The organism is Candidatus Cloacimonadota bacterium (genome assembly GCA_021734245.1).
Taxonomy (GTDB): domain Bacteria; phylum Cloacimonadota; class Cloacimonadia; order Cloacimonadales; family TCS61; genus B137-G9.
Genome location: JAIPJH010000001.1, coordinates 125,816 through 152,811, shown reverse-complemented (window position 1 = coordinate 152,811; position 26,996 = coordinate 125,816). Strand labels below are relative to the sequence as shown.

The window sequence follows — 26,996 nt, the reverse complement described above, 5'->3', positions numbered from 1 at the left end:
AAAGATGATGCAGGCTGAAAAGAGATTAGAAGAGAATCTGAAGAAGATCAAACATAAACTAATTGTAATCAGTGGCAAAGGTGGAGTAGGAAAGAGCACAGTTTCGGTAAATGTAGCACATGGTTTGGCAATGCAAGGCAAAAAAGTAGGAATCCTGGATGTTGATATTCACGGGCCATCGATTGCTAAAATGCTGGGAATCGAAGATAGAAGACTTACACCACCGGAAAAAGGTGATCGTCCCTTGCCGATAAAAGTAAAAGAAAACTTTTGGGCGATGTCCATTGCAACTCTATTAGAAAATCCCGATGAACCGATAATCTGGAGAGGACCCTTGAAAATTGGAGCGATAAAACAATTTCTGCAGGATATCCAGTGGCCCGAGTTGGATTATCTTATTATAGACTCTCCTCCCGGAACCGGTGATGAACCGCTCAGCATTGTTCAAACACTAAAGAATGTCGATGGCTCTTTAATCGTTTCCACACCTCAGGATATTGCACTTCTGGATGCTAGAAAAACAATAAAATTTTCACAGAAAATGAACGTTCCTGTAATGGGAATTATCGAAAATATGAGTACATTTTTGTGTCCGCATTGCAATAAAGAAATTGATATTTTCCAGGGTTTAGGTGTTCAGAAAGCTGCCAAAGATTTCAACATCGATATTTTAGGGAAAATCCCTATCGATACGAACGTGGTGAAATCTGGTGATAGCGGTAGATCGTTTATGGCAGATTGGAAGGACAGCGCTTCTGCCAAAGAATTCCAGAAAATTGTAGATAAAGTTATAAAGAAATTAAGTTAAATATATTCCAGAATATTGCCCTGAAAGATTGAATACAAAAAATATCTTTCAGGGCTTTTTCAGTTTCGAACGAAAAATTTATTCGAACAATTAGCTTGCTGTACTTGACAATGAAATTAATGATTCTTTATTGTAACTTATTAAATTTTAGTGTTTGTTTTATATGAAGTGAGGATGAAATGATAATAGATTCCAGATACAAAGTTATCAAGAAATTAGGTGCCGGTCTTTGGGCTACCGTTTATAAAGTAGAAGATCTGCGAGATAATGAAATTTATGCACTCAAACTATTCCAGATGCTCGATTCGGAAAGTTTGTATGAAAAATTTTCTGCTGAAAATATGCATCATATTACCAAGATCCAGCATCCTAATCTTATTCATGTTTCCAATTTCGGTAATTTTGGAAAGCATGTTTATTATCTCAGTGAATACTTCAAAGGAAAAACCCTCACTTCCTTCAAATTCAAAAAAACCAATCTGGATCTGTTGTATGATATTATCGTACAGATATGTTATGCACTCAGTTCTCTGCATAGTCAGAATATAATTCATCACGATCTTAAACCGGAAAATGTGGTTTATCGCATCAAAAACAATCGACCTGTTCTCAAGGTTATGGATTATGGATTTACCAAGATCGATGTGGAACGAGGCAGCCAGAAAGTTGGAAAAGTGCTGCCTTACATTGCTCCAGAAGTTTATCTGGGAAAAGACGCTGTAACTCAGAGTGACTTTTACTCCCTGGGAGCGATACTCTATAAAATGACAACCGGAACTTTGCCCTACACCGTAGAGCAGATTTCAGCGATTATGGCTGGTGATCAACACAATCTTTTTCCTAAATTTCCTCGTGAATTAAATCCTGATATTCCTGAAGGATTGGAGCAATTGATCCTGAAATTATTGGAAAAAGATCCGCAGGATCGTTTCCAGAATGTGGAAGGAATCATTTCGCATGTAAATGCAATTCAAGTAAAAAAATATCCCTATTCTCGTCGTTTATCGATCGTGAATATGATACAATTCAGTGATTACATTGTTCGAGAAAATTATGCTCATCAGCTTCTGGATTATGTTCCCATCATGGAAAGGGGAAATGGAAAAATAATCTCTCTTTCTGCTGGCAAAGGTTTGGGTAAAAACAACGTTCTGACCCTGTTCCGTTATCATCTTCTCACTGATAAATATTATATTTTCGATTATGAATGCAGTCCCGAAAGAGTAGACCCATTTTTTGCTCTGATAAAAGAATTTTACAATGCTGTAGATCGAGACAGTCAGCTGGCTTCCGATCTGGCAAATATTTCTAACAAATTTAAAGAATATCTATTCGAATCTGAGGAAAGATCGATTAAAATAGAGCAGAATAAAGAACAGTTGGAACTTGATTTCCAATCTGCTTCCAAATTTATTTATCATCTTTCCGAAACTAAACCTCTTATCTTCATAATCAGAGCTGCTCAATTACTGCCAAAGGAAGTATTTGAATTTGTAAATTATATAACGAGGGAAGTTCCCGATCGGAGGATCCTGATAATTTTGAGTACAAATGATCCTCGGAAATTGGAAGGCTTGATCCATTCTGTTCGCATAAAGATCGATCCCTTGAATATCGCTGAGACCAAAACCTATGTAAATCGTTTGTTACGAGAAGAACCTCCCACAAAATTTGCGGAAAAACTTTGGGAAAGATCATTTGGAAACCCTCTTTTCATAGAAAAAATATTGATTGATCTTACTTATAAAAAGAAATTCTGGTATAAAGAAAATTTCAATTTTAAGATAGATCTGGAAAAATATAAACTACCAAATGAAATTTATGAAGCGATCGAAAAAAGGGTCGATCAGCTTTCAGCAACCAGCAGAAAGTATCTTGCCGAGATTGCTGCGTTAGAAATTCCTGTAGCAAATGATATTCTAAAGTTCCTCTTGAAAATTGATGATAAAGAGTTGTTTTTCTTCCTGAAAGAAGCTTTGGATAACGAGCTGCTCTATAAACAAAATGAATTTTATTATATCACTTTTCGAGAAATTCGTGCGATCTTAAAATCGGAGTGCAAAGTAAAACGAAGAAACGAGCTTTCCCGGCAGGTTCTGAAATTCTTTGATTCTGTTAATATCTCTTTGATTTCGATTGCAAAAGGTGTAATTGTACATGCCGAAAGTATAAATAATTTCCGCATGGTTCGAAAATATAAATTACTTCTTATTGATCTTTATTCCGAGAAAGGTATTCAGGAAGAAGCATTCAATATTATCAGCGAAATCGTAGAATTAGATTTTTCAAAAAAAATTGAAATCAGTTCCACCGAACTGAAACAAGATCTTAAACTTCTTCTGGATAAATCAGAATGGACTACTATCGAAAATATTTCTGCTTCCCTGAAAAAACTTGTAATGAATATGCCCGAAATTGCTGAAAAGCATCTGATTATCGGAATTTTCTATTATGTTGCCGAGAAGTATTCTTATGCACAAAGAAGATTGGAAAAAGCTCTAAAAATTTCTATGACAGGGTATTATCGCATCTATATCCTGTTAAAACTTTCTTATGTTTATTTTTTGCAAGGCAAGATGGATGAAATGAAAAAATGCATCGATGAGTTGGGTAATTATGAACTATCTCAGGAATTGATGCTGCAATTTATAACATACAAAAGTTTGTATCTTGGTTTTAGTGGAGCTCTAGATGAAGGAATCCAGGTATCCGAAGATTTCCTGCCCAACATAAAAACCGAAAATGATCCGAATTATTTTATCAGGTTGGGAAATCTGCATAATATTTTAGGTCTGCTCTATCACAAGAAGAAATTCCTGGATGAAGCCGATAAAAATTTTGAAGCAGCTCGTAAGATCTGGGAAAAAGTTAATTACAAGAGAAAGCTGGGAATTAGCTATAACAATATCGGTGATATTGCTCTTATAAAAGGTGATACAACTAAAGCATTCGAATATTTCAGAAAAGCACTGAGAGTTTGCAGCCAGGCAGGGTGTAAACGGGTTCGCGTTCAAGGTTTATTGAACCATGGTGAAGCATATATAAAACTTGGATTATTCAATGTAGCTGAAACTTATCTATATGATGCTCTTAAACTTACTAAAGAATTGGAAACAAAACCCTTTATGAATTCCATAATTAATAACTTGGCAATTTCTAAAAGCAAAATAAATAATTTCTCCTATTATTATGATTTTATCAAAGAAAATGTACCAGACATTACAAGAGGAAATATCTACGAAATAACTCCACTCACAAAAACGTATTTTTATTATCTCTATGAAATTGGAGATTATAATAGGATAGAAGATCTATTGCAGAAATATGAAGAGCTATTCCTGGAAAATATGCAGCAAGAATTTTATTATCAGATGCTGGGATTTCTGCGCCTTAAAACCAATAAATACGATGAAGCTTTCTCTAAACTGGAATTAGCTTTCAACTATTCCAAAGAAAATGAAAGCGATTATGCACTCACGATAAATTATCTGCGAATGGTGCAATGTTATGTAGCCTTGGAAGATCATCACAAAGCGTATGAACTTTGTAAAAAAGCTGAATCTTTATGCTCAAAACACAATTTTCGTTATTGGGATACAGTTTTAGATATAAACAGGATAAAGATCCAACTTCTGGATGAAACTGTAAGTTTGCGACCAATTTTAAGAAAACTTCTGGAACTTATCCCTTTTTTGAAAGATAACAGGCTTTTCCTTTTGGAAATTGAAGTTTATGAACTTATAATTCAAATTTATTCGCATCTCAATATCTCAGAAGAAGCTGAGAAGTATTTTACTTTCTTCAAACAAAAAGTGGAAGAAGCTGTTGTTGGTCTGCCGGATTATGACAAGGCTAAATTTTTCAAGAAAAAGAAATATTATCTGGATAACTTTAAAGGTTTGAGAACAGCAAAAATAGTAAAACGCATGAGTACCGACAGCGATAAATGGCAGGAAGAGCTTTTTGATATATTGAAGCTGCGAGAACTTACCAGAATGAAATTTCTCATCGACAAAACAATCCAAAAATTATTCTCTCCCGCCTTCTATTCTATTGTGTTAAAAGATGAGTTTGAAAATCAAAAGAAACCTTTCATTAATGCCGATTTTGAACTTTCCAGGCTTTATTCCAAGAAATACTTTAGATACATAAAAAGTTGTATCGAAAAAAATACGATCCTGCAGCGCAAGCTAAATCAGAATCATGTTATCTTTGTCCCTCTCAAGATTAAAACAGCAGAAGTTGGCTGCCTGATCTTGGCGGATAGTGGCGAAATTCCATTTCAGGAAGAAGAGAAGAATATTTTAAAGATACTGCGCCTTCATCTTACTTCCATCATGCTGCGGATAAATGAATTTGCAGCTCTGAACAATGATATGGAATTGATGAGCAAACTTGTTCAGATCACTCGTAGTTTCTTCTCTATCTTGAACGTGAATAGACTGGAGCAGGAGATCGTTTCCTTCGCAGTAGATTTTGCAGGTGGTTCACGCGGGTTCCTGATAAAAAAAGATAAATACGAAAATTATGTGTATAAAGTTGCACTGGATGATTCCAAACAACTTCTAAAGAGTTATGCATACATCAGTAAAACCATTCTTATTGAAGTTCAGCAGATGAAGCAGCCGGTTTTCATCGAGAATGTGTTGGATAACAAGATCTTTGAAAGTTATATCGATCATACTGGTTCTGCCTTTTCTGTATATTGTGCGCCGATCATCGTAGATGGAGAAATTCAAGGTTATTTGTATATTGATGATTTTAATTCTTCAAAGGGTACGATGAAGATCAATCCTGAATTCATGAAGCTTCTTCTTATTCAGATCTCTGTGGCTTTCAAAAATGCCATGCAATACGAAAATCTGATGTTCAAAAACCAGGAGATCAGTTCACTTGATACGATCAAAAAAGAATTTATAAATATTGCTTCTCATGAACTGAACACTCCAATTTCTGCCATTCAAGGTTATCTGAAAAACATAAATGTAAAAGAATTGCCGGAAGCTGAAAGTGAAAATATTTCTAAAACAAGAGATAGTATCCTCAAATTGAAAAGCTTGGTAAATGATCTTCTTAATTTCAATAAATATCAGCTTTCCAATAAACTCGATAAGCAGAAAGTTTCCTTGAAATCAGTTTTCCAGGAAATGATCAACGATATGGAAAAGATCTCTACTGAACGTCATATGAATTTCCGAATGGAATTTCAGGAAAACCTTCCTCAAGTTTCATTAAATCTGGAAGCGTTTAAATGCATGATAAAACATATTCTGATAAATTCAGTGCGTTTCACCAAAGATTTTGGAACTATAACTCTGGGTGCTCGCAGCTCTGCATTCCAACAGGAAGAAGTGGAAGGAAATGAGAGCGTTGTAATTTACATTCAAGATAACGGAATTGGAATCCCGGAAAATGAACTGAGTAAGATTTTTGAGAAGTTTTATGAATTGGGTGATATAATCTCGCACAAATCTGGGTTTGTGGAATTTAAATCCAGCGGCTTGGGTTTGGGACTTTCCATTGTAAAACTAATCGTGGAACTTCATAATGGAAAGATCTGGATTAACAGTAAAGAACATGAAGGTACAACTGTATTTGTAGCCTTACCTTATTAAAGGAAGATAAATGGGATTTTTAAGTAGAATATTTGGAAAAAATAAAAAGCCGAAACCTCATAATTTCAGTAGGATAATGCGCAATCGGGATAAACTGGTTATTTTTTTGGCCAAAGATCATTTCGAGAATTTCAATATTCTAAATAATGTAGTTGGATTGCAAAAAGAATTTAAAGAAATTATTTTCTTCATCGATCAGTTTGCCTTCAATCTTTTTACCAGGTTTGCATTGGAAAATAAAATTAAATTTAGAGTTTTTGATAAAGAACAACCAATTATAAATGAAGCTGTTATTATGAATTTTGCTGATGAAAGAGCTGTTTATTCTTTCCTGAAAAGGTGTAATGATTCTACTATAATTGACATAAATAATGAATCGAATATGCAGTTTTTGCCAGCAGCAAAAAATTCATTAGAACTATTTGAAAGATTTTGTGAATTTTACAGTCTTAAAGTCACTAAACAAAATCTTAAGTTGCCGATTTCTAATCAGGAAATTGTTGCTACAAAGCAACGTTTTGTTCAAAATCGGTTTCCAAATTTTGTTCTGGAAATTTCAGAAAACTATTCCACCAGGAATCTGGAAGGCTTGATAAAAATGTACAAGCAGAACTTTTCTGCAAATCTATATCTGAGTGATAAAATGATAAATACAAAAGATCTGATAAATATTGATCCAATAAAAAGAAAGGATCTTTATGAACTTTTCTTGTTAGCCAGTTCAGCAGATCTTTTTATTACTGATAAAACTGATATTGCCGATCTTTTTGCTGTTTTGGGCAAAACAGTTATCTTGCTTACAGAAAAAAAATCGGAAACAGATGTGAAATGTTTTAGCACCAAAGATCTTTTCTTAATGAAAGATTTTATCGCTCAACATTTGAAGAATAATTGATCACAGTATGATTAATTTTCTTACACCTTGACACAAATATATCCAATAAATAAATAAACCCAATAGAGTGCAGCTTGATGGTGCGAGATTTATTTGAAGAGGGAATCCCGTGAAAATCGGGAGCGGTCTCCGCCACTGTAAGCAGAAGTTTTAGCAACGGACTTTAGTCCCCCTTTTTAAGGGGGAATTAAAGGGGGTTAATTAAAATTACCGAAACCCCTCTGTTCCGATGAATCGGAACTTTCTCCCCTTCAAAGGGGAGCTAGTTTGTTTATTGTTAAATATTCGAGTTCCAGTCACTTTGCAGCATTTTTGCATGGGAAGGCTTGAACAATATTCGATCTGCAAGCCAGGAAACCTGCCATCAACGCTTAGTTTTACGATTTCCGGAGCAATAGAATTTCGTAATATAAGTTGTTGGTATCCTTTTATTTCTTTAGCCGTTTTGCTGCTGAATAAGTAAAAGGATTTTTTTATGCTGAAGAAAAAACTGGTGATTGTTATTGTAATCGCGATTATATTCGGTTGTAATTCCAAACAAACTGTTCATTCAGAAAAACGATATGTGGTTACTTCACCAGAAGTGGCAGAGATTATCTGTCTTTTCGAAGGTGCGGAAAATATTGTGGGAATTACTTCTGAATGTGATTATCCAGTCTATCTTCAGCAAAAGCAGATCATAGGTAATTTTGGCAAAATTGATTTCGAAAAGATTCTTAACCTTAATCCTTCTCTAGTTTTTACTGCTGGTTTGGAGCAGGATGCTTTGGCAGAAGAATTGAAAAAATTAGATATTTCAACGGAAAAGATCCATTCTCACTCCATCTCAGAAATGCTGGATTCAATTGTTAGAATCGGGAATTTGATCGAAAAAGAAACGCGTGCTGAATTTGTAGTTGATAGCTTGAAAACAGAAATTGCAAGTATACCGAAACTAAAAAAGAATCCCAAAGTTTATATAGAGATTTACGGTGATCCGATAATGAGTGTGAGTGACAGCTCGTTTGTCGGACAACTCATAAACCTAGCTGGAGGAAAAAATATTTTCCCAACACTTCCTCGAGATTACAGCCGTATCAATCCCGAAAAAGTGATCGAAGCAAATCCTGAGATTATCATTCTTACATATCCTGGAATGACAGCAGAAAATATAAAAAACCGTAAGGGTTGGCAAGTGTTGGATGCGGTGAAGAGTAATAGAATTTATGATATTAATCAGATTGATCCCAATCTAATATTACGAGCTTCTCCGCGAATGATAAATGGTGTCAAAGAGATTCAGAAGGTTTTCAATGAAGAAAAATAACTGGTTAATTCTAATCTTTGCGGTGCTTTTTGCTTTTCTGATATTGTTTTATTTGAAGATTGGAAATCCGAGCGATCATATCATTTTTTCTGTACGTCTGCCGCGCATAATGTTAACTTTTCTTACTGGTTTCATTTTGGCAGGAGTTGGCCATACGTTCCAGATGATGCTGGATAATCCTTTAGCAGAACCATATATTTTAGGAATTTCGTCCGGAGCAGCTTTCGGCAGTATTTTAGCTGTTGTTACTGGTGTATTTATCCTGATGCCAATTTTCGGTTTTGCTGGTGCACTTGTTACGATGTTCATAGTTTGGGGTTTGGCACATTTGGGAGGTGAATTCAACAGCATAAAACTGCTTCTATCTGGAATTATTGTTGGTATGTTTTTTTCGGCTGTAATATCACTTTTGATGTATCTGAATCTGCAGGAAATAGGAAATATTATAAATGTGCTTATGGGAAACCTGGGCAGGATTTTCAGTCGCAGTGAATGGAGCTATTTTCTGATCATCTTTGTTATTTCGATTTTGTTAATGATCTATCTATTTCTGCTTTCTCATAAACTTACAATAATGAGTACCGGTGATCTGGTAGCTACCAGTCTGGGGTTGGAAGTTAAGAAACTGAGACGAAAAATTTTCATAATCAGTTCTTTACTTACCGGGATCACAGTTTCGTATGCAGGAATTATCGGTTTTGTAGGATTGGTAGTTCCTCACATGGTCAGGATTTTAGCCAGAGGTAATAAGCGATATGTGATGATAGTTTCAGCTTTTGCTGGAGCTTTTCTACTCATCATCTGCGATCTGATTGCCAAAAACATAGCTCCGATTGAATTACCAGTAGGAGTTATCACAGCTTTCATCGGTTGCCCGTTCTTTATATTTATTTTAGCAAGAAAGTAGCTCGATCACTCCTGATCGAGGAAAGAAAACGTGTATCTCGATCACTCTTGATCGAGTAGATAAATAGTTCTTTAAATTTGCATAGAAATGGATGAGATAAAGTAACAAGTATCCCGTCAATCTGAAAAATTCTAACAATGGTTGTTCTTTTGAAGAATCTCAATTACAACATCCAGGAGCAAAGCTATAAGAGACGTCCAGCCTTCGCTCAGCTTCGGCCTACGTCATTGGCTACGGCATGACAAGTCGGCTTGGCCCGCCCGGTGGAATTGGAAAAGCCAGCAGCAAAGCTGCATTCCACAGGGCAAGCAGGATGACGATATTTTGTAAAGAATCTCGAAACAGAGTTTCGTTGTGAAATTGCGTTCCCAAACCAGTCTTCGTCCCAAGAAATCGGGACTACGAACTGGCAGGCAGGTTTAGGAACGAGAAATTAATAGTAACTCGACCAGCTTGGTCGAGAAAAAATATATCTCGATCACTCCTGATCGAGAAAAGAAAACGTGTATCTCGATCACTCCTGATCGAGAAAAGAAAACGTATATCTCGATCACTTCTGATCGAGAAAAGAAAACGTGTATCACGATCACTCCTGATCGAGAAAAGAAAACGTGTATCTCGATCACTCCTGATCGAGAAAGAACTACATCGTTATTTTGATATCTTTAATTTCTTTAAATTTCTCCAGATGTTCCTGAATTTCTTCTGCAACGTTATCTCGATATTTATCGAACTTGGGAATTTCCAGATCGATAATAGCTACACCATCTTCAAATCCGGCGTATTTCACCATCTTCAGGCTGACAATATCTTCTCCTACTTTTGGATAGATGACCTTCTTGAGCTCTTCCACGATGGTATCTTTGTTGAACTTGTCAGCTTCTGAAAGTTTATGTTTCACTTCGTAATCTTTGATGGCTTTGCGAAGTGTATCTACAGCTAAAACTGAACAATGCATTTTAACTGGTGGCAAGCCATCCAATTCATCAGCAGCTTCTTTCCAGGTGATCTCTTTAGCTTCAGCCAGAGTCCTTCCTTTTGCCATGTCCGTGATTATCGAACCCGTAGCAATGTTGGAAGCACAGCCGTAAGATTGAAATTTTATATCTTCAATAATCTGTGTTTCAGGATTTACCTTTAACTGAATAGAAACCTGGTCTCCACAAGCTGGACTGCCTTCTGTTGCTTCTGCATCTGGGTTTTCAATTTTTCCAATGTTGTGCGGCTTCATAAAATGATCTAAAACTTTCTGGGAATATTGCATTATTTCTCCTCGTTATAAAGTGGACTTCTACGCCTGAGTTCCTGTACGATCTCAGCTAGTTTCTCCACTGTTTCATCAATTTCGTCTTTCGTATTATATCTGCTCAATGTAAATTTCATTGAACTGTGCGATTGCTCATGATTTCTGCCCATAGCCATTAAAATGTAATTTGCCTTTAAACCCTGCGAAGCACAAGCACTTCCGGTTGCCACGGAAATTCCAGCCATGTCCATCATCAACATAATTGCTTCTCCTTCAATGAAATCGAAAGAAATATTCACATTGTGAGGTGCACGATTATCACCACGTGGTCCGTTTAAAAGTGTGTGGGGAATTGTATCTTCAATCTTTTTCATAAGATAGTTGGAAAGTTCTCGCAACTTGTTCACATTGCTCTCAAAATTTGCAAAATTTATCTCTACAGCTTTGGCAAAACCAGCAATGTTTGACATGCTGACAGCTCCGGTTTGATGATTATCCAGGCGATTAATTCCGTGAACAACCGGTCCAAGAACGATTCCCTTTCGCTGAAAAAGTGCTCCCACTCCCTGCGGACCATGAATTTTGTGACCGCTGATACTCATCAGATCGATTCCAAGTTCATTTACATCGATAGGAATCTTGCCATAAGCCTGGCCTGCATCTACGTGAAGAGCAATTTTATGATCAGCTGAATTAAGGATTTCTCGGATTTTCTTGATCGGTTGAATGGACCCTACTGTGTGATTAACAAAAGTTGTCATCATCATAATTGTATCTTCACGAATAGAATTTTTTAGTTGCTCAAGATCGATCATTCCTTCCGAATTAGATTGCAGATATGTAACATCAAAACCGCTTTTTTCGAAGAAAGCTGCGTTAGTAAGCAGATCAGGATAATCGATAACAGAAACAATGATATGAGTTCCGTCTTTAGCATTTTCGCTCAAGAATCCTTTGATGGCAATATTATTGGCAAGTGTGCCACTGGCTGTAAAATGTATTTCTTCAGATTTAGCTCCGATCGAGTCTGCTATAGTTTTCTTAAAATCTTCCAATTCTTGAGATGCAGTGCTACCTCCAAAAACGAAATTTGCTGGAAAGATGAATTTTTCCTTCAAATACGGCAGCATCGCATCAATGACTTCTGGTGCAGGTTGGGTAGTTTTACAGTTATCAAAATAATATTTTTTCACATTTGCTCCTATAATTTCGCTATTATCTGATCGAGTTTGATCGAATCAAAATAGCTGTCCAAATGTTCCTTTATCTCATCCCAAAGTTGATGAAAACCGCATGGCCAACCGATGCAGTGAGGTTTATGATTTTCTTCAGTACAGAATGTTTTCACGTAACTCTCATCTACCGCTTCCATAATATCTTGAAGAGAAATGTCTCGAATCGGTTTGTTCAAAATATAGCCACCCATCGCACCATGTTTGCTGGAAACTAATTCACTCTTTTTAAGTTTTCGGAAAAGTTGTTCCACATATTTGCGGGGAAGTTTCTGATTTTCACAAATATGAGAAATAGAAACCGGGTCTTTTCCAGAACTAATAGCCAGCTCTGAAAGTGCTCTTACGGCATATTCGGTTTTCGTTGAAATATGCATTTCTCATCTCCTTGAGAGATAACATATAAAATTAGTATGAATTGGCAAATAGTTTTTGATTAATTACTCAAAAATTCCAAATTTCTCCCTTGTTAAGGGGAGACGGGAAACGAAGTTTCTCAGAGGGGTTTTATCAAAATTCCAATTTATCATTTAAAACAAGCTGTCTGACGAAGGAAGAATAAGGGTTTTGAAAGAAAAAACCCTTTTGTTCTGAGAAAGCAAAGTTGCAAGAGCAACAGAAAATTTCCTCTTGAGAAAAGGCTGATGTAAAGTCCTGTTTTGCAGAGCAAAAGCAACATATACAGGGGAAGAAAAAGGAAATGAAGAATTGAATAATCCAAAGTGCTCACTTTTTGAAGAAGAGATACGGCTTAGCCGTTGAGGGGTTTTGTATAAGAAATGAAAAAATCATTTCAGATTTACGATCAAAGATTTAAGATTTCAGATTGATTCAGGAATTGACTCAATGCATAGCATTAGTTAAGAACTGAAAAACGATATTATCGATAAGATTAATTCATAAGAAGGTAATATGAAAATAATAGATATAAATAATTTAACTCTGGGTTACCAGAATAAAAGAGTGATCGAAGATCTTAATATCAGCTTCTTTGCAGGAGAGTTCTGCGCGCTTTTAGGACCCAACGGAGGTGGTAAATCAACATTTTTAAAAAGCCTGATCGGTTATCTGAAACCCCAATTTGGTGAGATATTAATTCAGGGAAAAAAATTAACAAACTGGAAATCTGAAGAATTAGCAAAATCAATCTCTTTGATCCCGCAAGATAACCAGTTGCAATTTGATTACAGTGTGGAAGAATTAGTTTTGATGGGTCGTTTTCCCTACTTAGGATTCTGGCAGAAATACAGTTTGCAGGATAAAAATATTGTTCGCGATATTCTTGAAAAACTTGATTTATCTGCTATGAAGAATGAGCTATATTCCCAACTTAGTGGAGGAGAACGAAGACGCGTTCTTATAGCAAGGGCTTTGGCTCAGCAGACAGAAATATTGCTGCTGGATGAAGCTTTTGCAAATCTGGATATAAATCATCAATTGGAAATAATGCAAATTCTTTCCGAAATTAATCGGGAAGAAGGAAAACTTATTATTCTGGTTTCACACAACATCAATCTTTCTTCAGAATACTGCGATAGGATTGTTATGATGAAACAAGGTAAAATAATAGCTGACGGTAAATCGGAAAACATAATAAATCAAAGCACTTTAAAGCAGGTTTATGATGCCGATCTGGAAGTTATTTCTAATCCTGTTTCGGGCAAACCGAATTTAATTTATAAAGGAAGATAATGAAAAAAAAGCATAAAAATTTTTTACCAACTTTCTTGGCTGAAAAGAGGAGAAGCGACTTTAATCGGAGAGGGGTTTTTCATAAAAACAAATTAAGATTCAAATTTATAATAGTTGTACTTTTCCTGCTGATAATTCCCTTAAATGCTTTGGATATTTCAGGAAAAATAGTTAACGAAAAAAATGAACCTCTGCAGAATGCTGTATTTTCTAATACAGAAAAAATGGTGATTTCCAATAAAAACGGTGAATTCTTTTTAAAGGATGTTAATGAAAAAGATAGGATAAGAATTCATTTGATCGGCTATCGAGATCAAACATATTTCGCTGCTGATCTTCCTGCTTTGATTACTCTTTCAATAGAGACGATCTCAGTTTCTGGCTACAAAGTTTCAGGTAGTTTAACTAATTCGGAATTGCTGCTTTCAGCTGAAAAGATAACATTAGAAATTGATGAAAAAAGTAATTACTCAAATGCTGCTGATATTATTTCCGAAAGAGCTGATCTACAGATTAATGGAACTGCATTAACAGGCGAAACCCAATCAGTTTCTCTACCAGGATTTGATCCCCGGCACACATTGGTGATGCTGGATGGAATTCCTCTTAATAAAAGCGGTGAAGCTTTTGATATTGCTTCCATTCCGGTTGAAATCATCGATAAAATTGAAATCGGAAAAAACAGCGGAAACGGAAATATGGGTTTGGTTATCAATATCAACACCAAACAAGAGTTCAGCAAAGCTTCAGCTTCCTATAAACATACTTTCGGTTCATTTGGTTTGGATAAACATTCGGTTAATTTAGTTCGAACTGTAAAAAATTGGAACGTTAGTTTTTTCCTGTCTAAAAGTTTTTCACGCAATGATTTTAAATATAAAATTCCGGAAGAATGGAATGTACCGGATAAGTATGAAACTAGAAAATTTAATGATAAAGAAATCTATGATCTCAATCTTAATGTGTTAAATATTAATAAAATTGTAAACGTAGATTATAAACTGATCTTCCAAGATTATTTCAAGAAGCTCCCCGGTACTATTATCAATCCAGATTATTTCAAAAATAGTCGAACGACTGGACAAATCTGGCGAAATTTTGTAAAGCTTTCCAAGCCGATGAAAAATTATCTTTTAAAAGCTGATCTATTTTATTCACAAGAAGAATCAACGTACGATAATACTCGCTTAGATTCGCTTTACAACACTCCACTTTACAGAGCTTTAAGCACAACCAAGCAAGCTGTAAACAGTGCAAAAATCTACATTGAATATGTACAACCAGGATTCTTTTTTGAATACGGATTAGATTACAAAAATGAACAATTCAACTACAAAGATAAACTGCAACCAGATAATTCAATCTCGCAGAAAACTCTGCAAAATTACGGTGCTTTTGCTCAAACAAATTTGGATAGAGAAATCTATCCTTCTATCTGGAAATTAACTGGTTCTGCCCGATGGGATCAGTCCAACCAGTTCAAAGAATTTACAAGTTGGAACATTGCTCCTGAATACACATATCAGACGCTTTTTGACATAATTTTGGGAGGAAGTGTTTCCAATGGTTTTACTTATCCTTCTTTTCTCAACTTATATTGGAAAGGTGATACTCAAACTGCCGGTAATCCTGATCTGAAAAAAGAAAAATCTCTAAGCTGGCAGATTTTCGGAAAAATAGATTGGCAGAAGCATTTTATTAAAATAACATATCGCCAAGATAAGCTGGAAGATATGATCGTCTGGTTTTTGGAATTTAATAGTAAATGGAAGCCGCAAAATATTGAAAAAGTAGAAATTTCAACCTGGAATTTCGAAGCTGAATACAAGCTTTCCAAGTTTGTGACGTTCAATGGAATTTACAGTTTTGTGGATGCCAGAAATAAAACCGAGAATTCTGATCTTTACAATGAAAAATTGATTTACACTCCAGAAAAAAAAATAAACCTGAAAGCGAAAATTGAATATGAAAATTTGTTTGGTTCACTTTCCTGGAAATATGTTGGAAAGCAGAACTACACAATGGATCAGCAATCTGATAAGCAATTTATTTCAGCTTATAATTTGCTGAATTCCAGCTTAAGTTATAATTTTGAAATGATTGGTTTGCAGTTTTCAGTTGGAGCGCGAGCAAATAATATTTTGAATAAAATGTATGAAGTGTATCGCTACATTCCGCAACCGGGCTTTAACTGGGATGTGAATGTGGGTGTGAAGTGGGAATTTGATAAGAAGTGAGAAGTGAGAAAAGAGAGGAGAGAACGTGAGGCTTTGTGACTTTGTGACTTTGAGAAAAAGGGTAAGAAGTCGTCTTCCTGACGTATCATGCACGTTGTTCTTACGGCTTCGTACGACTTCGCCGGTACAGGCTTGAAGAATCTCTTCGAATATCGAGGAGTAAAGCTGGAAGAATTGCACGAGATCCTTCCAAAGTAAAGCTATAAGAGACGTCAGGATGACGAGATTCGTATATAGCAGTTTAAAAGTGTTTAGTAGCGGGAAGCGGTTCAGCTCGATCTGCCAGATCGAGAGAAATCTCGAAAAGGGAGTTTCGGTGTGAAATTGCGTTCCCAAACCAGTCTTCATCCCGAGAAATCGGGACTACGAACTGGCAAGCAGGTTTAGGAACGAGAAATTGGGTTGGAGTTCAGGAACCAGAAAGAAGTTGTATCTCGATCACGCTTGATCGAGCACAAGGTGAAAAACAATATCTCCTTGCTGTTCTTATGTTCCTTCTTTTCAAGTTTACGCTGAAGAGAAGGAAATAGCAAGGATGAGTAAAAACACGGAGAAAATTTAATGAAAAAAAGTTTAGCAATTTTAGTGTTAATATTTGCCATAAATCTATGGAGCACAATCGGTTTCGTTGTAAATTCCGGCAGTGAAACACTTTCCAGGATCGATTTTGAAACAGGAGAGATTGATAATGCTTTCAGCGTGCTTGGTTCGATGCCGAATCGTGTTGCATTGACGCAGGAATTTGCCTATGTTGTGAATTCCGGTGATAACAATATTCAGAAGATAAATCTGCAAACTGGAAATACGGAAACGGTAATTTTCATCGGACTTTCCACCAATCCGTATGACATTTTTTTGAATGAAGATTTTGCTTATGTGAGTGGTGGATTAAGTAACAAAGTTTATAAGATCGATCTGAGTTTGGATGAAGTTATCGATGAAGTTGAAGTTGGTGGAAATCCAGCTGGAATGGCGATCTTTGGAGGGAAACTTTATGTAGGAAATACCGATTATTCCAACTATTATACCAATTGTACCCTTTCGATAATCGATCTTCAAACATTCTCAGTAACAAATACAATTCCAACCGAAATCAATCCGCAATTCCTGGAAGTGATCAACGATCAAATCCACATCAGTTGCGGGGGAGATTGGGGAAATATTGGTGGCAAGATCTGCATTCTTGATCCGATTCTGGAAGAGATTTCAGAAGTTATAGAAATCGGTGGTGTAACGTATAATCTGGCTCAAACTCCCAACGAAATCGTTTATGTTAGTGATGGTTTTGGTTACAATCTTTTCGCTTATGATGCAGATGATTTTTCTGTGATTTATAACAATGCAAATCCCTTTACTCCCGGTGGAACAATGGTAGCTGCGGATGATGAAAATCTATTCGTTTTAGGTGGAGAATGGGGACAGAATTTTACTGTAAAGAAATTCGATTTTAATGAGAACCTGATAGATGAGTATGAAGTAGCTCTTTATGCTACTGATATTAAATTGATGCCTGATGAGACTGGAATCACCAATTACCAATTACCAGTGACCTATTACCAATTATCAAATTACCCCAATCCCTTCAATCCATCTACTGAAATCACTTTTAACCTAATCACTAAGGACGCCAAGAATGTAAATATTGAAGTTTATAATCTAAAGGGTCAGAAAGTGAATGAATTAGTTCCGAGCTTGTATCATCCTGAGCCAGTCGAAGGACGAGGAACAATTAATAAGTATACTGTCGTTTGGGAAGGAATTGATCAAACTAGCAAACCCGTTTCAAGTGGTGTTTATTTGTATCGATTGAAAGTTGATGGAGTAGTTACGGCTTCAAGTAAAATGATTTTGATAAAATAGTTTCATCTGCTTAAATGCTAATTGCCAAAATTATTGTCCAAAAGCATATTTCTGCGTCCAGGGACAAAACACCAGGCATTTCAAACATTGAGTACACTTAAAAACATCGACCAGATCTTCTCTTTTGCCATCGATCTTCCAATGATTACCTTTAATTGCTTTCGGCGTACAAATTTCCATGCAAATACTACAATCTCCACATTTTGATTCCTGTGGAGACTTTGATACTGTAGCAAGTGGTGCATCGGTAAGAACGGTACACATACAAATTGCACTACCATAATTTGGAGTTACAAGTAAATTATGCTTTCCAATCCAACCTAAACCAGCCAAACCGGCAATGGTTTTATGGGGAAGAGGTGAAGTTTTGGTTTTTGTATTATAAAATCCGGTTTTATCTAAATTATTTTCAGATTGTGAATAAGCATTATATCCTTGCTCGATCAAGAATGTAGCTAGCTCATCGGCAAGGTAATCAACTTTAGCTTCTTTTTCCACATATTCATCGGAATTCACTTTTCCAGTTCGCACCATTAAATCTACATAATCCGGCATTTCTGTGATCATCCTGATGAATTCAGGAGAAAGTGCAATTCCCAGAAGAAGAGCATTAGAGAAAACTTGATTCTGTTTTTGTGGAAGATTGGAGATATCTACAAAATGGATAAAATCTAATCCCTGTTTTTTTAGAAAAGACTTAATTTGTAAATTAAGCATGAATACCAACTACATTTTTCATAAATTTTAAAATCTCCAATTAACAATTATAATCTTATTTGCGATAAATTGAACTGATTACTGAAAGTCAAATAATTTTTGGACTAAAAAATAGTAACTTTCCAATAAAACTGCAAAATAGTGATTTGATGATTTTATTGAACTTGAAAGAATCAGCGCTCATCAACAATAAATCCGGCTTTGCTGAAGCTACACCGTTACTTGCCAGCAACAAGAAACCAGCAATCCGGCTTCTCTGATGCAAGGGAAGTAAAAAAAAGCTACGCCGTGACTTGCCAGCAACAAGAAACCAGCAACCAGAAACAAAAAAAACTTGCCTTTAAAATATGTCATTTAGATTTGAACACATAAAAAATTATTTGGAGGGAAAAGGTATGAGAGTTCACAACTTCAATGCCGGACCGGCTGTTTTGCCGGAAGAAGTTTTATTGGAAGTTCAGAAAAATTTGTTTGATTACAAAGGATCGGGACTTTCCGTGATGGAAATGAGTCACAGATCTGTGGAATATGACAAAATAATTACAGAAGCCAGAGCCAGACTTTTAAGATTGATGGGTTTGGGAGATGATTATGTAGCTCTTTTTCTGCAAGGTGGAGCCAGCACACAATTTTTGATGATTCCGATGAATTTCTGCCCGGAAGATAAAGTAGCAAATTACATCGATACAGGAGCATGGTCTACCAAAGCCTGGAAAGAAGCAAAAAAACTTGGGAAAAAATATCATCTCGCTGCCTCGTCCCAAGATAAAGAATTTACTTACATTCCCAAAACCTGGGAACTATCCGAAAATCCTGCCTATCTGCATATTACTACAAATAATACAATTCGCGGAACAGAATGGAAGATCGATCCTGATGTACCCGAAGGTGTTCCACTTATTGCTGATATGTCTTCCAATTTCCTCAGCCGACCCCTCGATTTCAAAAAATATGATCTCATTTACGGCGGAGCGCAAAAAAATATTGGACCAGCTGGGGCAACTTTTGTTGTTATCAAAAAAAGCTTGATGGAAAAACAAAACAGCGGCCTTCCTACGATGCTCGATTATAACACTCACATTGGAAAAGATTCTATGTTCAATACACCACCTGCTTTTGCAATTTATGTAGTGGGCGAAGTTCTAAAATGGATCGAAGATAAAGGTGGTCTGGAAGCTCGAGCAGAATACAATAGACAAAAAGCCAAGATCATCTATGATGTTTTCGACAATTCAGATTTTTATCGCGGAACCGTAGTTCCTGAAGATAGATCTTGGATGAATGTGCCTTTCCGTCTTCCTTCAGAAGAATTGGAAAAGAAATTCATTTCGGAAGCAAAAGCTAAAGGTATGATCGGGTTGAAAGGACACAGAAGTGTTGGCGGATGCCGTGCTTCTATCTACAATTCTCTGCCAATGAAAGCAGTGGAAGATCTTGCTCAATTTATGCACGAATTTGAAAAGGCAAATAAATAGAAAATATGTTCAAATAAAATTGGAAAAGGCGGCTTTCGGTCGCCTTTTTTATTGATATTGATTAAGGATATAATTTTGAATTTTCTTGATTTTGGGAACATGAGCCGAAGAAGCTATCTGGTTCATCTGGCATTTTTTACAGCACTTGCAGTTACTGTGTTTATTTTGGAAAGCTTCATTCCCAAACCTATGCCGTTCATGAAATTAGGATTGGCAAATATCATCATTTTGATGCTGTTGGGTAGTGGAAATATCAAGCCCGGGATCATTGTAGCTTTCACCAAATCAATTCTGGGAGGACTGCTGGCGGGAACCCTTTTCAGCCCGGCTACTTTATTATCATTATCGGGAACGTTCTTTTCATTATTTTTGATGATAATGCTTTTGAAAATTCCTGTAAATTTCAGTATTTTGGGAATCAGTATAGCTGGTGCTGTTGGTCACAATTTTGGTCAAATGATAATCGTAAGATTGGTTTTGATCAAAGAAAATTCAATATTTTATTTGACGCCGGTGCTGATTATAATGGGAATAGCTACTGGAATTATTACTGGATATTTGGCAAAAATATTCATTGATAAATTAAAAGAAGATTTTGATGAGAAACATAAGGTAAATACAGGAAGTTATGAGTAGTAAAAAGAGAAGAAAAAAAAGAAGAATCAGCCGAAAACGGTTAAAAAAAGTAGATAATTATAAACCAAGTTTAACACTGAAAATATTATTTGTTTTCTTTTGTATAATCATTTTTTTCGTTGGAGCAGGTTTTGGAACTTTTTATTATTACAGCAATGAACTTCCACCACTTAGTGAACTGACCAGATATGAATTGAAAGTGGGTTCAGAAGTTTATGATAGAAACGATAAACTAATACACAGATTCTCTTTTGAACGCCGTAAACTCACCGATATCAGTCAACTGCCGGATTATCTGATAAATGGCATAATTGCTGTAGAAGATAAGAATTTCTTCGAACATTGGGGTATGGATCTTACCGGATTTATCAGAGCTATCGTAATTGATCTGCAGCGAGGCAGTTTTTCTCAGGGAGCCAGCACGATCACGCAGCAGGTTGCCAGGAATATGTTCCTTTCACTGGATAAAACAATTCCCCGAAAGATCAAAGAATTGCTTCTGGCAATAAGGATTGAAAAACATTTTTCCAAAGAAGAAATCCTGGAGCTCTATCTTAACAAATCTCCTTTTGGACCTGGACTTTACGGTATCGAAGTGGCATCTCAAAAATATTTTGGAAAAGATGCTAAAGATCTCACAATAGAAGAAGCAGCTTTGATCATCGGAATGCCGCAAAAACCAAGTGGTTATTATCCTTTTAATTATCCAGAAAAAGCTTTTAACAGAAGAAATCTGGTTCTTCTACGAATGTTGGAAGAAGGTGTAATCACAGATCAGGAGTTTGTGGATGCACGCCTCAAAAATATTGTTCTTCATTATCCCAAAGGAAATCAGAGTGCAGATGATTATTTTAACGAATATATTCGTGTTCTTCTGGAAAATAAATATGGAACAACAACTCTTTTTACCAAAGGGTTAAAAATCTATACAACTTTAGATTCTGATCTTCAAGCTTTTGCTGATACAGCTTTAAATTCCTGCCTTTCAGCTTTCGAAAAAAAGAACGAATATGAATTCAAATATGAAGATTTCCCTGTTGATACGATAAATATTGTTACTCCGTATGTTCAAGGTGGAGTTTTTTCCATCGAGCCGGAAACCGGTTATGTTCGAGTCATGATCGGAGGGCGTAATTTCAATCACAGTAAATTGAATCGTATTATGCAGTCCAAAAGGCAGCCGGGATCTTCCTTTAAACCGATACTTTACACAGCTGCTCTTACGGAAGGTTACACTCCAGCTACGATAATCAAAGACGAACCATTTGCCTTTATTCAGTCTGATACGCTTTTCTGGAGTATTCATAACTACTCTCAGAAAAATTTTGGTTACACACGACTTCGAGAAGGTCTGAAAAAATCTCGGAATATTTTTGCAGCCAAAACCATTTTCGATATCAGCCCGTACCGTGTTGTCGATTATGCCAAGCGTTTTGGAATAACAACGCCGGTCTATCCCTATTATGCAATCTGTGTAGGATCGATGGAAGTTATTCCATACGAACTAATTACGGCTTATACTACATTCCCAAATAATGGAAATCGGGTTAAACCGATTTTTATTCGACGTGTGGAAGATCATCAGGGAAAGATCCTGGAATCGAATGAAACGGATAAGATCAGAGTTGTGTCCGATCAAACCGCTTATCTTATGGCAAGTCTGATGCAGTCAGTTGTAAATGAAGGAACTGGAGTCGGAATTCGCTGGCAGCCCGGCTATGGAGATCTGGAATCTGTAACCTACAAATGGAATGCTGCTGGAAAAACAGGTACTACAGATGATTTTCGAGATGCCTGGTTTATCGGCTACAACAAAAAACTTGTTACCGGAATCTGGGTCGGATTTGATAACAATGACACATTGGGAAAAAGTCAGTCAGGTGCTGTAGCAGCTTTACCTGCCTGGCCCCACATTATGAAACGTGCAATTGTGCTTGATTCACCAAAAAATAATCGGGGTCGGCCCATCATCGACGGCAGTGCATTGCAGTTTGAAAAACCAGAAGGAATTATCACTGTCGAAATTTCTAAAGAAACAGGCTTACTTCCCAAAAATACTTTTGAAGAAACAATGGATGAATATTTCATAGTTGGAACAGAACCAACTCGATTATCAGACAGTTTAAACTATAACTTTTATCCAACCATGTATCGAGAAAATGATATGGATTCCCTTGTTATCGATTTGGGTGGAATTCCATATGAATGGCCGGATTCTATCCGCTATATAGAGGTAGTTCCAGATACAACAAAACCAGATTCAACGATAATTATGCCGGAACCTGTTCCAGGACCAATTGATCTGCATGGTGCACAGATAATTAAGGACAGAAAATATGTAACACGTCCCGACAGCCTGCTTTGGAAAGGCCCTCCCTGGTTGCGGGAAGATGAAATACATAAACCAATTCGCTATGAATCTGATTCTCTGGATGAGTTGTTCAAGAAATTATACAATGAGGAATAGTTGATCTGGCAAATAGTTTCCGGTGCTGCTGTATTTTCGCTGTTAATTTATCTTTATTATTTATTCCTGTTTGGAAAAGGATTAAACCAGGGCAAAGATCTCATAAACTATGAAAAACCATTTGTTTCTGTTGTTATTGCAGCCAGAAATGAAGAAAAAAATATAAACCGGATTTTAACAGCCCTTGTTAATCAATCATATTCAAAAAAATTATATGAAATAATCGTGGCAAATGATGCTTCCACTGATGATACTGTCAAAATAGTTGAAGAATTTGGCAACAAGTGGGAACAAGTAATACTATTAAATGTAAAGAATAGGGAAGAAGCGAAATCTCCAAAAAAGAATGCACTCTCACAGGCAATTGAAATTGCAGAAGGTGAGATTGTTATGCTTACAGATGCAGATTGTCTGGTAGGCAATAGATGGATCGAAGCGATGCTGGCAAATTTTGATGATGCCGATATGGTAGTAGGATTTTCAAGAACAAAATTAGATAATTGGAAAAAATCGAATATTGCTCAGAAATTTGAGCATTTTGATTTTCTGGCATTATTCTTTGCAGCTGCCGCAGCAATTTCGGCTGGAAAAGCATTTTCCTGTTCAGGCCAGAATATTTCCTACCGAAAAACAGCATTCAAAAGTGTAGGTGGCTTTGAAAAGATAAAACATTTAATTTCCGGTGATGATGTGAATTTGATGCAGCTTTTTAGAAAAGCTGGGAAAAAAATACGTTTTGCTTTTTCATCACCTTCTTATGCCTACACACAACCTGTATCCAGCTGGAAGCAACTTATCAGTCAGCGCAGCCGCTGGGCTTCCAATATGAAATCGCAAATCGGCTTGAATCCGGAGTTTTTCTTTTATTTGATAAGTGCATTTCTGGTAGTAATTCTACCGATCATTTTGCTATTTAATAATTTTCTATTGGCTGTTTCAATAATGATAATTCGCTTTCTTTTAGAGATAAATTTTATCAAAAAAGGACTTAAAAAATTTGGTGAGGAAAAAAACAAGTTGAGTTTTTATCCGCTTTGGTTTATCTTGCAACCAGTTTATTTTATAGTTGTGGCCTGCTTGGGGGCATTTAGCATTTTTAATTGGAAAAGATAGTTCATTTTATCGGGAGGAGCTATGAATAAAAGAACTTTTACACTGCTTTTAGTTTTAAGCGTTTTGGTTATTATTGCATTATTTGCACAGGATGATTATGAAGCCTGGCAACAGAAACAGATGCAACAGTTTCGTGACTACAAAAGTGCTCAGGATAAAGCTTTCGTAGAATTCCTGGAAAAAAACTGGGAACCATACAAAACTTTTACAGGCGAGAAGATCGATGATACTCCCAAACCTGTGGAACCACCACAAGTAGAAGAAAAGGAAGTGGTTGAACTTCCTGAAGAAAATATTGTGGAAGAGGTTGTCGTTCCACAAGTGGAAGAGCAGGTAGAGAAGAACAGTATGATTAAAGTAGATAAAACTGCTCCGGTAATCGATGTAACTTTCTGGGGTCTTCCTTTGGAATTTAATTACGAACCAGAACTGAAAGTTGCTCTTGATCCTTTGAATGAAAAAGCAGTAGCTAATTTCTGGTACATTACCAGTAATACCGATTTTGAAGCACTGCTTGATCAGCTTCAAGAATCAAAACAGAAGATGAATTTGAACGATTGGGGCTACTGCCTCTTATTGAACGAAGTTGGCAAAAGGATTTCCAATGAAGATAAAAACCTGACCCGACTTTTTATCTGGTTCATGCTTACAAAATCCGGTTATGAATGTAAAGTTGGTTATGGAAAAGGTTCGGTTTATCTGCTCATTCCTTCTGCCAATAAAATTTTCGGTGTCACATTTGTGGAAATGGATGGTAAACGCTATTATGCTGTAATGTTCGACAACAATGAAAAACTGGATTTTGCCATCAATACTTATGATGGAAAATATCCTGATGCAGATGCTCTGATCGATCTGGGTATTAAAGATTCTCCACGCATAAATACAACGATAGTAGAAAAAGAACTCGTCTTCCGATATGAAGGAATTGAATATCGAATTCCGGTAAAATACGATCAGAATGCTACAGAGTTTTTCGAAAACTATCCGCAGACCAATCTGGATGTTTATTTCAACGCTCCGCTATCTCCAGAAGCAACTCAATCTTTAATGCAGGGTTTAAAACCAATTATTGAGGGAAGATCGGAAGCTGAAGCTGCCAATGTGATCTTGCGTTTTGTGCAAACTGCTTTCCAATATAAAACTGATGGTGAACAATTCGGCAGAGAGAAAAGTTTTTTCTCTGACGAAACTCTGTTCTATCCTTACTGCGACTGCGAAGATCGCTCTATAATTTTTTCTTATCTCATAAAGCAAATTCTTAAACGGGAAGTGATTGGACTGGATTATCCGGGCCATGTGGCAACTGCAGTTCATTTTCTTTCAGAAATTCCAGGTGATCTGGTTATCGTGGATAATGCAAAATATATTGTTTGCGATCCTACTTACATCAATGCAGATATCGGTATGGCTATGCCGCAATTTAAGAATGTAGAACCCAGGATAATCAAATTGGCAAAAGACTAAATCAATCAAAACCTTCCAGGATTTTGAAAATCTGGAAGGTTTATAATAATTGGAGATTCAATGAATTATGTGATCTTTGACGATAAGAAATGGGAAAATTTCTTCCCGATAACTTTGACCAGAAGCACAGGTGATCTCAGAGTTGGGATATTAAAACTGCGTCAGCGCATTATTGCTTATCTGGAAAAAGAGATTACAAATATAGTTGTTCATCCGCTTCTGCAGAAAATTTACAAAGAAAGACATCCAGAATGGATTATAAACAATTTAGCAAGCAAAGATACCATTTTTATCAACAGCAGATTAAAGATAAATAATGAATTGGTTGAAGCAATCTCAAATTTGGATGAGAATTGCTGTCTGGTTTATAAATCGGAAATATTAGCAGCTCGTTTTCTTCCTTCAAAAGGAAAATATTCATCGGAAGACCTACCTGAACTTTTCAAAGATTTAGATAAGGTAAAATGGGAAAAGGAAGCTTGCTGGAATTATATCTGGGAATTGATTTCAGAAAACTCCAAATATATCGAAAAAGATTTCCAGAATTTCTTTTACGAGAAAGATAACTACTTTGAAGCTGAGCAGGGTGTAACTCTTTTGAATCCCTACAATATCTGGTTGGGAGAAAATTCGAAAATTGCTCCGGGTGTTGTTCTGGATGCAACTGAAGGTCCCATAATAGTTGATGAAAATGCTAAGATCATGCCGAATGCCGTTATCATTGGTCCTGTTTACGTAGGCAAGAATTCCACAATAAAAGTGGGAGCGAAGATCTACGAAGGAACTTCGATCGGACCGGTCTGTAAAGTTGGCGGAGAAGTTGAGGAATCGATATTTCAGGCATTTTCCAATAAACAGCACGATGGATTTCTGGGGCACAGTTATCTGGGAGAGTGGGTAAATATCGGAGCAGATACAAACAACAGTGATCTCAAAAATACTTACTCAGAAGTGGAGATGTACTTTTATCCAAAAATAAAAAAGATCAAAACGGGCTGTCAATTTCTGGGATGTCTGATCGGAGATCATTCCAAAACTGGAATAAATTGTACAATCAACACTGGAACCTCAATTGGTGCAGGTTGCAATCTAATTGGCAGTGAACTTTTTATGAATTACATTCCATCATTCCATTGGGGAAAAGCTTCTGTTTTGGTGGAAAACGAAAAAGCAAAATTTGATGAAACAGCCAAACTGGTAAAAGAAAGGCGAAATCTGGAATACACAAAAGCCGAGAAAGAGCTTTACAGTAATCTTCGTAAAATAGTTTTGGAATGATAATTTACTGATAAATTTCGGTGAAATTTGTTAAAAAAATTATTA

At 36.2% G+C, this 26,996-nt stretch carries 20 protein-coding genes and 1 riboswitch; of the genes, 15 read left to right on the top strand and 5 right to left on the bottom strand.

Annotated features, from left to right (window positions below; translation table 11 throughout):
- Nucleotides 1-4: 4 nt before the first annotated feature.
- From K9N40_00570 to K9N40_00550, 5 genes are all read left to right on the top strand, one after another.
- Nucleotides 5-808 (top strand): Mrp/NBP35 family ATP-binding protein, encoded by an 804-nt coding sequence (locus K9N40_00570; protein MCF7812955.1) that lies wholly within the window; start codon nt 5-7, stop codon nt 806-808.
- 179 nt (nt 809-987) lie between these two features.
- The gene (locus tag K9N40_00565) at nt 988-6,423 is read left to right on the top strand and encodes a protein kinase (GenBank protein MCF7812954.1); all 5,436 of its coding nucleotides are present in this window, start codon (nt 988-990) and stop codon (nt 6,421-6,423) included.
- A 10-nt stretch (nt 6,424-6,433) separates the two neighbouring features.
- Nucleotides 6,434-7,318 carry a hypothetical protein gene (locus K9N40_00560; GenBank protein ID MCF7812953.1) on the top strand — a complete coding sequence of 295 codons (885 nt, stop codon included), beginning with the start codon at nt 6,434-6,436 and terminating at the stop codon, nt 7,316-7,318.
- 61 nt (nt 7,319-7,379) lie between these two features.
- Nucleotides 7,380-7,699: riboswitch (cobalamin riboswitch) on the top strand.
- A gap of 97 nt (nt 7,700-7,796) precedes the next feature.
- A complete protein-coding gene (locus K9N40_00555; protein ID MCF7812952.1) occupies nt 7,797-8,624 on the top strand; it encodes a helical backbone metal receptor in 828 nt (275 codons plus the stop codon).
- Nucleotides 8,611-9,531: an iron ABC transporter permease gene (locus tag K9N40_00550; protein ID MCF7812951.1), complete on the top strand. Its 921-nt coding sequence runs from the start codon at nt 8,611-8,613 to the stop codon at nt 9,529-9,531. Before K9N40_00555 ends, K9N40_00550 begins: the two co-directional genes overlap by 14 nt.
- 231 nt (nt 9,532-9,762) lie before the next feature.
- Here K9N40_00550 and K9N40_00545 read toward each other — a convergent pair whose 3' ends face one another.
- The 4 genes from K9N40_00545 to K9N40_00530 all read right to left on the bottom strand — a co-directional run bounded on the left by K9N40_00545 (nt 9,763) and on the right by K9N40_00530 (nt 12,386).
- Entirely contained in the window at nt 9,763-9,903 is a 141-nt protein-coding gene (locus K9N40_00545) for a hypothetical protein (protein MCF7812950.1), read from the bottom strand.
- 271 nt (nt 9,904-10,174) lie between these two features.
- A complete protein-coding gene (locus tag K9N40_00540; GenBank protein ID MCF7812949.1) occupies nt 10,175-10,795 on the bottom strand; it encodes an iron-sulfur cluster assembly scaffold protein in 621 nt (206 codons plus the stop codon).
- Entirely contained in the window at nt 10,795-11,970 is a 1,176-nt protein-coding gene (locus tag K9N40_00535) for a cysteine desulfurase (protein ID MCF7812948.1), read from the bottom strand. Before K9N40_00535 ends, K9N40_00540 begins: the two co-directional genes overlap by 1 nt.
- An 8-nt stretch (nt 11,971-11,978) precedes the next feature.
- On the bottom strand, nt 11,979-12,386 hold the full coding sequence (locus tag K9N40_00530) for an Rrf2 family transcriptional regulator (GenBank protein ID MCF7812947.1): 408 nt from the start codon (nt 12,384-12,386) through the stop codon (nt 11,979-11,981).
- A 535-nt stretch (nt 12,387-12,921) separates the two neighbouring features.
- On the opposite strand from K9N40_00530, the gene K9N40_00525 reads away from it, so the two are divergent.
- The 3 genes from K9N40_00525 to K9N40_00515 all read left to right on the top strand — a co-directional run bounded on the left by K9N40_00525 (nt 12,922) and on the right by K9N40_00515 (nt 17,798).
- Nucleotides 12,922-13,701, top strand: coding sequence for an ABC transporter ATP-binding protein (locus K9N40_00525; GenBank protein MCF7812946.1), 780 nt, complete (start codon nt 12,922-12,924; stop codon nt 13,699-13,701).
- Nucleotides 13,701-15,938, top strand: a complete 2,238-nt coding sequence (locus K9N40_00520; GenBank protein MCF7812945.1) for a TonB-dependent receptor plug domain-containing protein — start codon at nt 13,701-13,703, stop codon at nt 15,936-15,938. Before K9N40_00525 ends, K9N40_00520 begins: the two co-directional genes overlap by 1 nt.
- A gap of 561 nt (nt 15,939-16,499) precedes the next feature.
- The gene (locus K9N40_00515; GenBank protein ID MCF7812944.1) at nt 16,500-17,798 is read left to right on the top strand and encodes a hypothetical protein; all 1,299 of its coding nucleotides are present in this window, start codon (nt 16,500-16,502) and stop codon (nt 17,796-17,798) included.
- Nucleotides 17,799-17,828: 30 nt separating this feature from the next.
- Here K9N40_00515 and K9N40_00510 read toward each other — a convergent pair whose 3' ends face one another.
- Nucleotides 17,829-18,515, bottom strand: coding sequence for an epoxyqueuosine reductase (locus K9N40_00510; protein MCF7812943.1), 687 nt, complete (start codon nt 18,513-18,515; stop codon nt 17,829-17,831).
- A 201-nt stretch (nt 18,516-18,716) separates the two neighbouring features.
- Here K9N40_00510 and K9N40_00505 point away from each other — a divergent pair, with 201 nt between their 5' ends.
- The 7 genes from K9N40_00505 (at nt 18,717) to K9N40_00475 (ending at nt 26,951) form a co-directional block, all read left to right on the top strand.
- Nucleotides 18,717-18,887, top strand: coding sequence for a hypothetical protein (locus tag K9N40_00505; GenBank protein MCF7812942.1), 171 nt, complete (start codon nt 18,717-18,719; stop codon nt 18,885-18,887).
- Between the two features lie 23 nt (nt 18,888-18,910).
- Nucleotides 18,911-19,990: a 3-phosphoserine/phosphohydroxythreonine transaminase gene (gene serC, locus K9N40_00500; protein ID MCF7812941.1), complete on the top strand. Its 1,080-nt coding sequence runs from the start codon at nt 18,911-18,913 to the stop codon at nt 19,988-19,990.
- A gap of 75 nt (nt 19,991-20,065) precedes the next feature.
- Nucleotides 20,066-20,626: a Gx transporter family protein gene (locus tag K9N40_00495; protein MCF7812940.1), complete on the top strand. Its 561-nt coding sequence runs from the start codon at nt 20,066-20,068 to the stop codon at nt 20,624-20,626.
- Nucleotides 20,619-23,093 (top strand): PBP1A family penicillin-binding protein, encoded by a 2,475-nt coding sequence (locus tag K9N40_00490; GenBank protein MCF7812939.1) that lies wholly within the window; start codon nt 20,619-20,621, stop codon nt 23,091-23,093. Before K9N40_00495 ends, K9N40_00490 begins: the two co-directional genes overlap by 8 nt.
- A complete protein-coding gene (locus K9N40_00485; protein MCF7812938.1) occupies nt 23,094-24,206 on the top strand; it encodes a glycosyltransferase in 1,113 nt (370 codons plus the stop codon).
- A 21-nt stretch (nt 24,207-24,227) separates the two neighbouring features.
- Nucleotides 24,228-25,673: a hypothetical protein gene (locus K9N40_00480; GenBank protein ID MCF7812937.1), complete on the top strand. Its 1,446-nt coding sequence runs from the start codon at nt 24,228-24,230 to the stop codon at nt 25,671-25,673.
- A 60-nt stretch (nt 25,674-25,733) separates the two neighbouring features.
- Nucleotides 25,734-26,951, top strand: a complete 1,218-nt coding sequence (locus K9N40_00475; protein MCF7812936.1) for a hypothetical protein — start codon at nt 25,734-25,736, stop codon at nt 26,949-26,951.
- Nucleotides 26,952-26,996: the final 45 nt, after the last annotated feature.